The following is a 13,610-nucleotide window of genomic DNA, read 5'->3' on the forward strand; positions in this document are numbered from 1 at the left end:
TATGCCTTATCGTATGCAGGGGCCCACAGGGGGGTGAAAACAATAATTGCATTCTACCGTCTCTTTCTCGAATGCAAAAAAGAGCCGCCCCTGTCAGGGACGACTCTAAAGAATCGGTATATTTACGCTGATTATTTCCCGGTATGACCGAATCCGCCTTCGCCACGTACCGTTTCCGAAAGTTCATTCACTTCCGTCAATTCAACCGCAGGCACGGTCTGGAAGACGATCTGTGCGATGCGCTCTCCCCGTACAATCGTGAACGGTTCCTGACCCTGATTAATCAACAGCACTTTAACTTCTCCGCGATAATCCGCATCGATAGTACCCGGTGTGTTGAGGCAGGTAATCCCATGTTTGAAAGCCAGTCCGCTCCGAGGACGGATCTGTGCTTCCAATCCAGCTGGCATTGCCATCGCAAGTCCGGTTGGAATCAGCGTGCGCTGTCCCGGTTGCAGGACAACATCTTCCTGAAGTGCAGCTACTACATCAAAGCCGGATGCCAGCTCCGACATTTTTTGTGGCAACTTAATATCTTCATTGCCCGGCAGTTTCTGTATTTGAACGTAATGCAACAAAATCATCCCTTCTCAATCCAGCGATCGTCTTATCTGAAGCGCCAACCATAGCAAGGGCAAACGGCTCAGCAAACATCAGATCAAGTACCGCGTTAATATCGTTCATCGTCACTTGCTCAATCTTGGTGATCATCTCGTCCAGCGTATGGTGTCTGCCCAGCATCAGCTCGTTTTTGCCCAAACGATTCATGCGACTGCCTGTGCTCTCCAAGCTCAGAATCAGGCTGCCCTTCAGCTGTTCTTTTCCTTTACGAAGTTCATCTTCAGACAGGCCGTTTACAGCCAGGTCGCGCATAACCTCTTTAGTCAGGTCAAGCACTTCTTTTGTCTGTTTCGGAGCTGTACCCGCGTATATCGTGAAAAGTCCACTATCCGCATGAGAGCTATGATAGGAGTACACGGAGTACGCAAGACCCCGTTTCTCACGAATTTCCTGAAACAGTCTGGAGCTCATGCCTCCACCAATGGCGTTATTCAGAACAACCATGGCAAACTGAAGCGGATCTCCGATTTTACAGCCCGGGAACGAGATACAGATATGATTCTGTTCTGTTTTCTTTTTGTGAAAGAGCTGTCCGCTTTGGAATGCCGGCATCGTGACGGCTTCAGTTACTCCATTTACATCAAAAGCACCAAAATGCTTCTCCATCAGATCGATTACACTGTCATCAATATTACCTGCGATACTAATAACCGTGTTCTCAATCGTGTAGTGCTCCTTCATATATGCACGCAGATGGCTGGAATCCATCGCTTTGAGACGTTCTTCCGTACCCAGGATTGGGTATGCGAGTGGATGCTCACCATAGGCGGCCAAGGCCATCAGATCATGAACCATATCATCAGGCGTATCTTCATACATCGAGATTTCTTCCAGAATGACGTTTTTCTCCTTGATCAATTCACCATCATCCATTTTGGAGCGGAAAAACATATCGGACAACACATCTACCGCAATCGGCAAATGTTCATCCAACACTTTAGCATAATAACATGTGTATTCTTTGGAAGTGAACGCATTCACGTTACCACCGATCGCATCGAACTGCTCCGCAATCGCCTTCGCATCATAACGATCTGTTCCCTTGAACAGCATGTGCTCAATAAAATGTGATACTCCGTTACTCGCAGGTTGCTCATTGCGCGAACCTGTCTTGACCCATATTCCGAAAGACACAGAACGGCAGGTCGGTATCTGTTCCATGACAACTCTGAGGCCATTGCCCAGCTGAATTTTTTTCATGGTTGGCCCTCCTACATCTCTATAATTGCCTTGATCTCAACCTTGAAATTGAAATCGACATTTGGTTCCAACTTTTTGATATTAACAAAAAAAACACGTTCACTCAACCGCAGACGCATTTACACGTTCCGAAGACAACGTTTCACTTACGGTTCCGAGCCCGAGGCCTTTGGCCCGTATGGATTGAATCATACCCTTCAAAGCTCCTGAAGAAGCAGCTGTAGGGTGCATTAGAATCAACGTGCCTGCCTCGGTATTTTTCGCAATTTTGGCAACAACGGCATCTGAGCTTGGCTTACGCCAATCCACAGTATCTACTGTCCATAACACGGTTTGCAGTCCCATGGATGAAGCAATGTCTACAGTCTTCTGATTAAAGTCACCGGAAGGCGGAGCAAACCAACGATTTTCCACACCGAGTGTTTTATGGAGCAGATCTTGAGTTTTGCTAATTTCCAGCTTGGCCCGCTCTGCGCTCAATCGACTCATATTAGGGTGAGAATACGCATGATTGGACAACTCATGCCCACGTTTCTGAATTTCCTTGGCAAGCTCAACGTTTTTACTTAACCAGCTTCCATCCAGAAAAAAAGTGGCCTTCACTTTCTCGGCATCCAGCGTATCAAGCATCGGTATAATATATTCGTTCCCCCAGGCCACATTGATCATAAAAGAAACCATCGGTTTGTTCGCATTCCCCCGATAGATCGGATGTGCACCCAAATCCTTAAGCTGGATCTCCGGCTGAATCTGACGGTAGACATACGCTATCTTGGTGTTCAACGTTCCACTCAGTGCCTTACGGTATGTTGCTTCCACATCAATCTCCATGCCATTATAGCCAGGAATGGCTTTCCATACCCGATCCACTCGGGCATTCACCGGAGCAATTTTTGTTTCATTCGCTTTATCCCGAATCGCCGACAACAGCGCATCCTCGCCAGTCGCCTCCTTGAACATGTCAAAAGCATTCTGCGTACCTGGCCCATCACGGATCTCCGTAATGTATGTACGTACACTGCCAACTTGTCCGATCAATATGACCGCAGTCACACCCGCCAGAACAGCCGCCAGTTTTTTGGATTGGTTTCCCACAGCTCCATCCTCCCGCCGTCTTTGTCCCCATCATATGAGGACAAGGGCGAAAATATGAATAGAAGCCATGGTTCCATTCATGCTTATTATATTTAAACGTTAAAAAAAGAGCCAGAAATTCACATTCTGTCTCTTCATTCAATCTATCCATTTATAACCTGTCGCTTCGGTATCCTAGGATTGAGCCGGAGCTTCAGCAGTCAAAACTGCTTTGCGGGACAAGTTGATTCGACCTTGTGGGTCAATTTCCGTTACTTTTACCGTAATGGAATCACCAATGGCTACAACATCTTCCACTTTAGCAACACGTTCTGTTGAAAGTTGTGAAATGTGTACCAGACCTTCTTTGTTCGGAAGTACTTCAACGAATGCACCGAATTTCTCAACACGTTTTACTTTGCCGACATAAATCTCGCCGACCAGTACTTCACGCACAATACCTTCGATGATCGATTTAGCTTTATCATTCATCTCCTGGTTGGAAGAAGCGATAAAGACACGTCCATCCTGTTCAATATCAATTTTAACACCGGTTTCTTCGATGATTTTATTGATGATTTTACCGCCTGCACCGATCACATCACGGATTTTGTCCGGATTGATATGCATCGTTGTAATTTTAGGCGCATATTGTGATAACTGCTCACGTGGAGTTTTCAAAATCTCGTTCATTTTGCCCAAAATGTGCATACGACCTTCTTTGGCTTGCGCCAATGCATCAGACAAAATTTGACGATTAATACCAGCAATTTTGATGTCCATTTGAATCGCGGTTACGCCTTCTGGTGTTCCTGCTACCTTGAAGTCCATGTCACCCAGGTGATCTTCCATACCCTGAATATCACTCAGAATCGATACATGATCACCATCTTTGATCAGACCCATAGCCACACCTGCAACCGGAGCTTTGATTGGAACACCTGCATCCATCATCGCCAAAGTGCTGGCACATATACTTGCCTGAGATGATGATCCGTTGGATTCCAGAACTTCAGATACCAAACGAATCGTGTATGGGAAATCCGTTTCGGAAGGGATTACTTTGGAAAGAGCACGTTCACCCAAAGCACCATGTCCGATTTCACGACGGCCTGGAGCACGCAATGGACGAGCTTCACCTACGCTGAATGGTGGGAAGTTATAGTGATGCATGAATCGTTTCGTTTCTTCAAGACTGATTCCGTCCAAAATCTGAACATCACCCAGTGCACCAAGTGTACAAACGCTTAGAGCTTGCGTTTGACCGCGCGTAAACAGTCCTGTACCATGTGCACGTGGCAGCAGAGATGTATCACATTCAATTGGGCGAATTTCATCAAGTCCACGTCCATCCGGACGAACTTTATCATGCGTAATCAAACGGCGCACTTCTTCTTTGACGATATCGTGAAGAACTTCCTTCACGTCTTTGAACAATTCCGGACTTTCAATATATTTCTCTTCAAAGTGAGCAACGGTTTCGTCATTCACTACATCGATTGCATCTTGACGAGCATGCTTCTCGGCGATTTTAACCGCTTCGACCAGACGAGCGCTGGCGAATTCACGCACACTGCTGTTAACTTCAGCATTAACGGTACGCAACTTAACAGCCATTTTTTCTTTACCGGCAACTTGAACGAGTTGTTCGATTACAGCAATAATATTTTGGATCTCATCATGTCCAAACATGATTGCTTCGAGCATCACTTCTTCCGGCACTTCGTTTGCTTCGGCCTCAACCATCATGATGGCATCCTTGGTTCCTGCAACGACCAGTTCAATATCACTAACTTCAAGCTGTGCAATCGTTGGATTAATGATGAACTCACCATTAATACGTCCAACCTTCACGCCACCAATCGGTCCGCTGAATGGGACATCCGAGATGCTCAGTGCAGCTGATGTACCGATCATTGCAGCAATTTGTGGTTCACAGTCTTGGTCCACACTCATAACGATATTCAGAACTTGTACATCATTCCGGAAGCCTTCCGGGAACAATGGACGAATTGGACGGTCTGTCAGACGACTTGAAAGAATGGCTTTCTCACTCGGTCTGCCTTCACGTTTAATAAATCCACCCGGGATTTTACCTACGGCGTACAATCTTTCTTCATAGTTCACCGTTAATGGGAAAAAGTCCAGATCTTTCGGTTCACTTGATGCTGTCACGGTACACAATACAACGGTATCCCCGTATGTTACCTTAACGGCAGCATTAGCCTGCTTGGCCAAACGCCCGGTCTCAAGCGTAAGCTTTCTTCCACCAAGCTGCATTTCAACACGCTGTTCCATGAAACCCCTCCTTTTATTCGTTCCTAATTCAATGGATTCTGCATATTCACAGTATTTCCTGCTTGTCCTGCATTCATTAGCTATGTATCATCTTGCAACATGCTAATCTGCACAACAAAAGCTCCTCACGGAGCCCCATCTACAAATATATGGCAACATGTTCATCTACAAAACAACCCGGCTGTAGGTTCCGCTTGTCCTTTTAGACAAAAGAATGACGGATAACAGCCAGGTTGGTTTTGAAAACATGTACGATAATTAACGACGCAATCCGAGTTTTTCGATCAGTGCGCTGTAACGTTTAACATCTTTGTTTTTCACGTAAGCCAAAAGCTTACGACGTTGACCTACCATTTTCAAAAGTCCACGACGTGAGTGGTGGTCTTTCTTATGCGTACGCAAGTGGTCTGTCAAACTTCTGATGTTTTCCGTAAGGATAGCAACTTGCACCTCTGGAGATCCTGTATCGGACTCGTGAGTTTTGTGCTCGTCGATCAGTTGTTGTTTACGTTCTTGAGTCAATGCCATCCTGTTCACCTCCTTCAATATAATCGCCATTAGCCTCGTCACCGCCGGTGAGAGCAAGCAACCAAGCCAAGGTTATTGTTGTCTCAATCGACAACGTAGTACAGTATATCATAATTGCCCAGTCAAAGTAAATGTAAACATGCATTTAATACTGAACCTTAAGATAACAGGCGGCCGGCAGTCAATGCATCTTCACGAATCTGGCTAATTAATGCATCAATCGAGTCAAACTTGCGCTCTGCACGAATGTAGTGAACGAGCTCAACCTTTAGTTCCTGGTCATACAATTGTCCATCAAAATCAAGAAGGTGCACTTCAAACGTAGGTTTCATCCCGCTTTCGTGAAACGTAGGTTTCACACCGAGATTCATTACGCCATGCAGTTCCTGTTCGCCATGCTGCACACGAACAGCGTAAACACCCTTCGACGGTGTAACGTAATGATCCATGAGTTCAAGGTTGGCTGTCGGAAATCCAATGGTTCGTCCACGCTTCTCACCGTGAATGACAGTTCCTCTGATGCTGTAAGGTCGGCCAAGCCATTGACTGGCCTCATCCATCTCCCCACGCTTCAAAAGGCCACGAATGAGAGAACTGCTCACTTTTTCACCATTTAACAGGAAAGGAGGAACGGTCTCCACCGTCATTTCTCCTTCTCCCAATGTACGAAGAAGCTGCTCATCTCCTGCACCCTTGTGACCGAAACGGAAGTCAAAACCAACCACCGCTGTTCGTGTGTGAAGAGGGATCAACAGATCATGCACGAATTGTTGTGGCGTCAACCGTGAGAAGTCTTCATTGAACTCCACCACATAGAGCACATCAACGCCCATTCCTGCCAAGATGTCTTCTTTATCTCTCAAGGGAGTTAGATAACCCTCGTAATCCCCTTTGCGCATAACTTCCTTCGGATGTGGATGAAAGGTCATGACCGCTGCCTGCATGCCCGTTTCCCGCGCAATGCGGACAGCTGATAAAATGACACTTGCATGTCCGAGATGCAGTCCGTCGAATTGACCAATCGCGAGCACTTGGGGAAGTGTGCTCAGCTCAGTCGAATGTAACGTCTGCGGATAGGTTAGCATTACGGTTTTCACAATCATTCACCTGCATTTCACTTGATAGGCCAAGCTTGAGCATCACCACAGCTCCAAGCCCGAGACCTCTTTATTCCGGCAAAAAGACTTTAACTGCCCTTACCGTTGGTTTTAATTCATCCCGTTCAAATATCCCCAGAAACGTACCATCCTGAGCATACAACCGAAGTAGACCAGGTTGCTCCACAGGCGGTTCCAGAAGACGTGCAGACAGTTTCTGACCTTGAAGTGCTCCTTTGGCCTGTTCTTCTCCAACCTTGTGAGCTGGAATCGAAGCAATAGCCTCATCAACAGGAATCAGCGCCTCCGCCAAAGTCCCATCGGCCATAAGTTGTTCCACTTCTTCAATACGAAGACAATGATCTGCAGAGATGCCTGCTGATATTGTACGTTCCAATCGAACCATGGTCGATGGATATCCGAGTTGTCGGCCGATGTCTACACACAACGTCCGAATATAGGTACCTTTTGAACACAAGGCCCGGAAGGATATATCGGTGGTCTCACCCTGAGTCTCAATCCCTGTAAGCTCAAGCTCATAGATTGTTACCTCACGGCTCTTACGCTCTACCGTTTTTCCTTCACGAGCAAGCTCATAGAGACGTTTACCGTCTACCTTTACAGCAGAATACATAGGTGGCACCTGAGAGATCGTGCCCAGGAACTGCTCAAGCACCTGTTGAACCTGTTCCTGTGTTACTTCCACAGTCGTTTCAGCCCGCTCAATGACTTCCCCGGTCATATCCTCTGTGTCAGTAGACAGTCCCAATCTAAGCGTAGCCAGATATTCCTTTGGAAGCTCCTGCATATACTCCACCACGCGTGTCGCCCGTCCAAGACAGAGCGGCAAAACGCCTGTAACTTGTGGATCCAGTGTGCCAGTATGCCCAATGCGCTTCATCTTGAGAATGCGACGCATTTTGGCTACAACATCATGAGAAGTAAATCCCGCCGGTTTATATACCGGAAGTACACCTTCAAATGGCTTTACCATTGTGAATTCACCTGCTTCAGTACTTTTGCGACAATATCTTCAAGTCTGCCTTCCAGACGACATCCGGCTGCGAGTACATGCCCGCCTCCGCCAAAGGTCTGTGCTAATGCAGCAACATCAATCTTGCCAGCCGAACGCAGAGAAACCTTGACGGCATTCTCGTTGATGACTTTGAAAAAGATACCAACTTCCACGCCCTGAATGTTGCGCGGATAGTTCACTACCCCTTCAAGATCTTCATTAGCTGCTCCGCAAGCTGCCATATCATCTGGTGTTATAACAACCCAGGCTATCTTGCCATCATCAGTCATCTTCAGGCTCGATAGTGCTTGATTCAAAATCCGAACTTGTGGAAGAGTCACCTGCTCCAACAAGGTCTGGGCGAGATATGGTCCATCCACGCCATGTTCAAGCAATTTGGAGGCCGTTGTCATTACATTTGGACTCGTATTGGCATAGCGGAACCCACCTGTGTCCGTAAGCAATCCTGTATAGACTGCCGTCGCAACATCCTTATCCCATGCTACTTGGAACAGATTAAGAAAATCGAACAAAATTTCAGCCGTTGCAGCAGCATCGGACTTAATGATGTTGACTGTACCATAAGCGTCATTCGTAGGGTGATGATCAATATTCAAAATAACAGCATCTTCTTCGAAATAATGACGCGTTAAGCCTACTCTGGCAAAGTCTGCACAATCCACACAGATAACAGCCTTATATTTGCGCTGCGGTGGTTGTTCGGTCATGTTCACAATGTTTCCGGCTTCCCACAAAAATTGCATCCGTTGTGGAATTTCGCCTTCATTAATCATCGTGAATGTCTTGCCCAGACATGACAGCAGCCAGCCCACCGTTACCGTCGAGCTGACTGCGTCACCGTCCGGCTGTACATGCGACACGACCAGGTAATCATCATGCTCCAGCAGAAATTGCTTTCCGGCCTGGAGCGCCTGTTCATAAGTGTGCATTGCCGTCTCCTCTATTCTGTTACTGGGATTCGTTCTTGTCAGAACCAATATCGCCAAGCAGCTTCTCAATTCGGCTACCATAGGCGATTGATTCGTCGATCTTGAATATCAACTCGGGAACATGACGGAATCGAATACGTTTGCCCAGCTCGGAACGCAAAAATCCATTTGCTTTTGCCAGTGCTTTGAGCGAATTATCTTTTTGTTCCTGTTCACCGAAGACACTCAGATAAACTTTGGCTTGCGACAAGTCTCCTGTCACTTCGACTCCAGTTACGGTAATAAAGCCGATACGTGGATCTTTCAGTTCAGACTGGATGAGCACACTCAATTCTTTCTTGATCTGCTCGCCCACTCTACCTGTACGAATCTTAGCCATTGTTGTTCACCTCATGCTTCCTTGCTTATCGTTGTACTGTCTCCATAATGAAGGCTTCGATAACGTCGCCCTCTTTGAGATCATTGTATTTATCCAGTGTGATACCGCACTCGTAGCCTTGGGCTACTTCTTTGGCATCATCTTTATAACGTTTCAGAGAATCCAGCTTACCTTCGTAAAGGACGATACCATCACGAATCAGGCGTGCTTCCGCAGAACGCGTAATTTTACCCGAGGTAACCATACAACCAGCGATGGTACCCACTTTACTGATGGAGAACGTGCTACGAACTTCAGCATGACCGATAACTTTTTCTTTGTAGATCGGATCAAGCATTCCTTTCATCGCTTGTTCAATTTCTTCAATAACACTGTAGATTACGCGATGCAGACGAATGTCTACTTGCTCTTGATCTGCAGTTGCTTTCGCCTGGTTTTCAGGACGAACGTTGAAACCAATCACGATGGCATTGGATGCTGCAGCCAAAATGATGTCGGACTCGGTGATTGCACCAGCGCCGCTATGAATGATTTTCACGCGTACACCTTCAACTTCGATCTTCGCAAGGGAACCTTTCAATGCTTCAACCGAACCTTGTACGTCACCTTTGATGATTACGTTCAGATCTTTGATCTCGCCATCTTTGATGTGCTGGAACAAATCATCCAACGTTACGCGAGTATGTGTACCCAGATCGGATTCACGTTGCGTGATCGCACGTTTGTCAGCGATGGAACGCGCTTTGCGCTCATCTTCAAACACCATGAATGGATCTCCCGCACCTGGAACTTCAGTCAAACCTGTGATTTCTACAGGTGTCGAAGGTCCAGCTTCTTTCAATTTGCGACCTTTGTCATTGACCATCGCACGTACACGACCGAAGCAGTTACCTGCTACGAAAGCATCTCCGACTTTCAATGTACCGTGCTGTACGAGAATACGGGCAACTGGGCCACGTCCTTTATCCAGCTCGGCTTCAATCACTGTACCACGAGCACGTTTGTCCGGGTTCGCTTTGTATTCGTTCACTTCTGCAACGAGCAGAATCATTTCAAGCAGACCTTCCAGACCCATTCTTTGTTTTGCTGAAACATTAACAAAGATGGTATCTCCGCCCCACTCTTCCGGAACGAGTTCATAGCTGGTTAATTCTTGTTTCACTTTATCCGGATCAGCGCCCGGTTTGTCAATTTTATTGACAGCAACGATAATTGGAAGCCCAGCTGCTTTAGCATGGTTAATGGCTTCAATTGTTTGTGGCATAACACCGTCATCTGCTGCTACAACAATAATCGTCATATCCGTAACCTGTGCACCACGTGCACGCATCGCTGTAAACGCTTCGTGACCCGGAGTATCCAGGAACGTGATCTTTTTATTGTTGATTTCAACTTGGTATGCACCGATATGTTGCGTGATTCCGCCTGCTTCGCCACCGGTTACATTCGTGGAACGAATGGCATCCAGCAATGTTGTTTTACCATGGTCAACGTGACCCATGATCGTAACTACTGGTGGACGAGCCTGCAAGTCAGCAGCATCATCATTCTCTTCCAATGTCTCGAAACGATCATCCTCAAGCACAATCTTCACTTCAACCTCAACACCGAATTCACCTGAAAGCAGAAGGATCGTTTCGATATCAAGCTCTTGGTTGATTGTTGCCATAACGCCCATAGCGATAAGTTTTTTGATAACTTCGGAAGCATCCTTATGGAGCAACTTCGCTGTTTCACCAACGGTCATATCACCACGAACGATGATTTTCTTAGGTGTGTTATCAATTTTCTCACGTTGTTGGTACTGTTGTTGATTTCTGTTGCGGTTGTTTTTGCCACCACGGTTACCACGGAAGTTGCCGCCACGGTTGTCATCATAACGACGTCCACCGCCACCGCTGTTCGAACGGTTACCACTATTGTTGTTGCTGCCAGTAGTACCACCTGGGCCGCTTCTACGTTGGCCTTGTCCTTGGCTCTGACCTTGGCCACCACTACGGTTGCCGCCAGTACCTGCATTACCACCGCTGTTAGGTCCTGAAGTTCTTACTTGACCGCCACCGCTGTTATTCGGACGTTGACCCGATCCTTGCGGACGGGATGCAGTACTGCTTTGTCCACCTTGAGCTGGTCTTGGACGGTTAGTTGATTGTCCTCCTTGGCTTGAGCCTTGGGAAGAGTTCGTTCTGTTGCGGCTGTCTTGGCCGCTGGGTCTTTGGGTGCCATTGTTATTGTTGGAATTTGGTCTATTGTTCATACCTACCTGCTTTTCCTGTTGTATTTTTGTTTGTACGGGACTACCGGATGGGTTAATGCTCTTCGGCGTGTTCACTCCGCCGGCCGGCTTGTTGCTGTCCACTGGTTTGTCACTGCGTACTGCCGAAGTTGCAACTGGTTTTGCATCGTTGCCTTGTTTCGAAGCAGCAGTGGATTTTATATCTTTAAAAAATTGTTCCACCTTACCGACTGAACCATTCTCCATGACACTCATATGATTGTTTACGGGAATTTCCAGCTTTTTAAGAATGGTTATAATTTCTTTACTACTCATATTAAGGGACTTCGCATATTCATAAACTCGCAATTTATCCTTGTTTTCTTGTTTACTCAATATACTCCACCTCCGACATTATACCGACTTGCTTGGAGATCATTTTTGCAAACCCTCGATCCGTTACTGCAAGAACAACACGCGTGTCTTTACCGATACTTGAACCCAAACTATCCCGGTCAAATCCGATCAACAGAGGAACCTTATAAGTTCCACATTTATCGCGAAATTTCTTTTGTGTATTGGCTGAGGCGTCACCCGCAACAATAACCATTTTAGCTTCGGAAGAACGGATCGCTTTAAGTACAATTTCTTCACCTGTTACAAGTTTACCTGCACGCATAGAGAGTCCCAGATAAGACAGCGTTTTAATATTAGTCATGTTCACGCTCCTGTGCTGCTTTGAATTCATCCTCAACCGCAATGAAGTCAGCTGCTAATTGCTCGTAAATTTCAGGTGAAACTTTGCCTTTTAACGCCCGATCCAAAGCCCGGTTTTTGAGTGCGAGCTTAAAACAGGACTCTTTGCCGCATAAATAGGCACCACGTCCGGATTTTTTGCCAGTCAAATCGATCAGCACTTCATCCTCTGGCGTTTTAACGATGCGGATCAGCTGCTTTTTGGGCATCATTTCTTGGCATGCCACACATTTGCGCAGCGGCACTTTTTTTGGTTTCATACGTCAGCGCCCCCCGTACTTTACTTTAGTCGACGGAGACGGAATCCTGATGCATTTCAGAAGAAGAATCTTTTTCTCTGCCGAATTCCTGTTCCGCCTGGCTCTCGCTCTTAATGTCGATCTTCCAGCCGGTTAATTTGGCTGCCAATCTGGCATTTTGGCCTTTAATACCAATAGCGAGCGAAAGTTGATAGTCCGGAACGATAACCCGAGCCATCTTTTCTTCCTCAAATACATGAACTTCCAATACTTTGGAAGGACTCAGTGCATTAGCTACATATTCGTCTACCTGATCGGAGAAACGAACGATGTCGATTTTTTCACCGCGCAGCTCACCCACAATGGTCTGCACGCGCATTCCCTTAGGACCTACACAAGATCCAACTGGATCAACTTCCTCATTGCGGGAATGTACGGCAATCTTGGAGCGGAACCCTGCTTCGCGAGCGACGGAGCGAATCTCAACTACGCCGTCAAAGATCTCAGGCACTTCCAGTTCAAAGAGACGTTTCAAGAGGCCCGGATGGGTACGGGACAAAATGATTTGCGGCCCTTTGGTCGTATTTTCGACCTTGGTGATATACGCCTTAATACGGTCACCATGAACAAACTTCTCGTTCGGCATCAATTCGGTTAGCGGTAAAGCCGCTTCGATTTTGCCCAGATCGATGTAGATATTGCGCAAATCCTGACGCTGCACCACTCCCGTAACGATATCTTCTTCCTTATCTACGAAAGCGTTGTAGATCAGGCCGCGTTCGGCTTCACGAATCCGCTGGGTCACTACCTGTTTGGCAGTCTGAGCGGCGATACGTCCGAAATCACGCGGCGTAACTTCAATCTCCGCAATATCTTCCAGCTGGAAGTGTGGGTTGATTTCTCGTGCAGCAGGCAATGAAATTTCGGTACGTGAATCCAGCACTTCTTCCACGATCAATTTACGGGCATACACCCGAATAACTCCCGTATTGCGGTTCATGTCAACACGCACATTCTGGGCCGTGTTGAAATTTCGCTTGTAGCTGGAAATTAGTGCAGCCTCGATCGCTTCAAACAGCACATCCTTGCTGATCCCTTTTTCCCGTTCCAATTCATTCATTGCTTCAATAAAATCCATACTCATGAATGTTGATCCCCCTTTCAAACATGGCATCTCATACGTAAAACGGCGAAAGGCTCTGAACTCATGAGCACCTTGCCGTTATCGTGAGATGTGT

General features: G+C 46.7%; 13 protein-coding genes. All 13 read right to left on the reverse strand.

Features of this window, described 5'->3' with window-relative positions; all coding sequences use genetic code 11:
- Nucleotides 1–131 precede the first annotated feature (131 nt).
- The gene (gene dut, locus OM416_RS11085; RefSeq protein WP_264929246.1) at nucleotides 132–578 is read right to left on the reverse strand and encodes a dUTP diphosphatase; all 447 of its coding nucleotides are present in this window, start codon (nucleotides 576–578) and stop codon (nucleotides 132–134) included.
- Entirely contained in the window at nucleotides 538–1,821 is a 1,284-nt protein-coding gene (locus tag OM416_RS11090) for a M16 family metallopeptidase (RefSeq protein ID WP_264929247.1), read from the reverse strand. The genes dut and OM416_RS11090 overlap by 41 nt, the downstream gene beginning before the upstream one ends.
- 99 nt (nucleotides 1,822–1,920) lie before the next feature.
- Nucleotides 1,921–2,916 (reverse strand): polysaccharide deacetylase family protein, encoded by a 996-nt coding sequence (locus OM416_RS11095; protein WP_264929248.1) that lies wholly within the window; start codon nucleotides 2,914–2,916, stop codon nucleotides 1,921–1,923.
- Between the two features lie 174 nt (nucleotides 2,917–3,090).
- On the reverse strand, nucleotides 3,091–5,193 hold the full coding sequence (gene pnp / locus OM416_RS11100; protein ID WP_264929249.1) for a polyribonucleotide nucleotidyltransferase: 2,103 nt from the start codon (nucleotides 5,191–5,193) through the stop codon (nucleotides 3,091–3,093).
- A gap of 258 nt (nucleotides 5,194–5,451) precedes the next feature.
- Nucleotides 5,452–5,721 carry a 30S ribosomal protein S15 gene (gene rpsO, locus OM416_RS11105; protein WP_056700672.1) on the reverse strand — a complete coding sequence of 90 codons (270 nt, stop codon included), beginning with the start codon at nucleotides 5,719–5,721 and terminating at the stop codon, nucleotides 5,452–5,454.
- 158 nt (nucleotides 5,722–5,879) lie between these two features.
- Complete coding sequence (locus tag OM416_RS11110; protein WP_413775775.1) at nucleotides 5,880–6,818, reverse strand: bifunctional riboflavin kinase/FAD synthetase; 939 nt, start codon at nucleotides 6,816–6,818, stop codon at nucleotides 5,880–5,882.
- A gap of 70 nt (nucleotides 6,819–6,888) precedes the next feature.
- A complete protein-coding gene (gene truB, locus OM416_RS11115) occupies nucleotides 6,889–7,812 on the reverse strand; it encodes a tRNA pseudouridine(55) synthase TruB (RefSeq protein WP_264929252.1) in 924 nt (307 codons plus the stop codon).
- A complete protein-coding gene (locus OM416_RS11120; RefSeq protein ID WP_264929253.1) occupies nucleotides 7,806–8,783 on the reverse strand; it encodes a DHH family phosphoesterase in 978 nt (325 codons plus the stop codon). The genes truB and OM416_RS11120 overlap by 7 nt, the downstream gene beginning before the upstream one ends.
- A gap of 19 nt (nucleotides 8,784–8,802) precedes the next feature.
- Nucleotides 8,803–9,162, reverse strand: a complete 360-nt coding sequence (rbfA, locus tag OM416_RS11125; RefSeq protein WP_264929254.1) for a 30S ribosome-binding factor RbfA — start codon at nucleotides 9,160–9,162, stop codon at nucleotides 8,803–8,805.
- Nucleotides 9,163–9,187: 25 nt separating this feature from the next.
- The gene (gene infB / locus OM416_RS11130; RefSeq protein WP_264929255.1) at nucleotides 9,188–11,773 is read right to left on the reverse strand and encodes a translation initiation factor IF-2; all 2,586 of its coding nucleotides are present in this window, start codon (nucleotides 11,771–11,773) and stop codon (nucleotides 9,188–9,190) included.
- A complete protein-coding gene (locus OM416_RS11135; protein ID WP_017689142.1) occupies nucleotides 11,766–12,095 on the reverse strand; it encodes a L7Ae/L30e/S12e/Gadd45 family ribosomal protein in 330 nt (109 codons plus the stop codon). The genes infB and OM416_RS11135 overlap by 8 nt, the downstream gene beginning before the upstream one ends.
- On the reverse strand, nucleotides 12,088–12,393 hold the full coding sequence (rnpM, locus tag OM416_RS11140) for an RNase P modulator RnpM (protein WP_017689143.1): 306 nt from the start codon (nucleotides 12,391–12,393) through the stop codon (nucleotides 12,088–12,090). The genes OM416_RS11135 and rnpM overlap by 8 nt, the downstream gene beginning before the upstream one ends.
- A gap of 25 nt (nucleotides 12,394–12,418) precedes the next feature.
- Complete coding sequence (nusA, locus tag OM416_RS11145) at nucleotides 12,419–13,516, reverse strand: transcription termination factor NusA (RefSeq protein ID WP_062833827.1); 1,098 nt, start codon at nucleotides 13,514–13,516, stop codon at nucleotides 12,419–12,421.
- Nucleotides 13,517–13,610 lie beyond the last annotated feature (94 nt).

It is taken from the genome of Paenibacillus sp. LS1 (assembly GCF_026013365.1).
In the GTDB taxonomy this organism is placed as follows: domain Bacteria; phylum Bacillota; class Bacilli; order Paenibacillales; family Paenibacillaceae; genus Paenibacillus.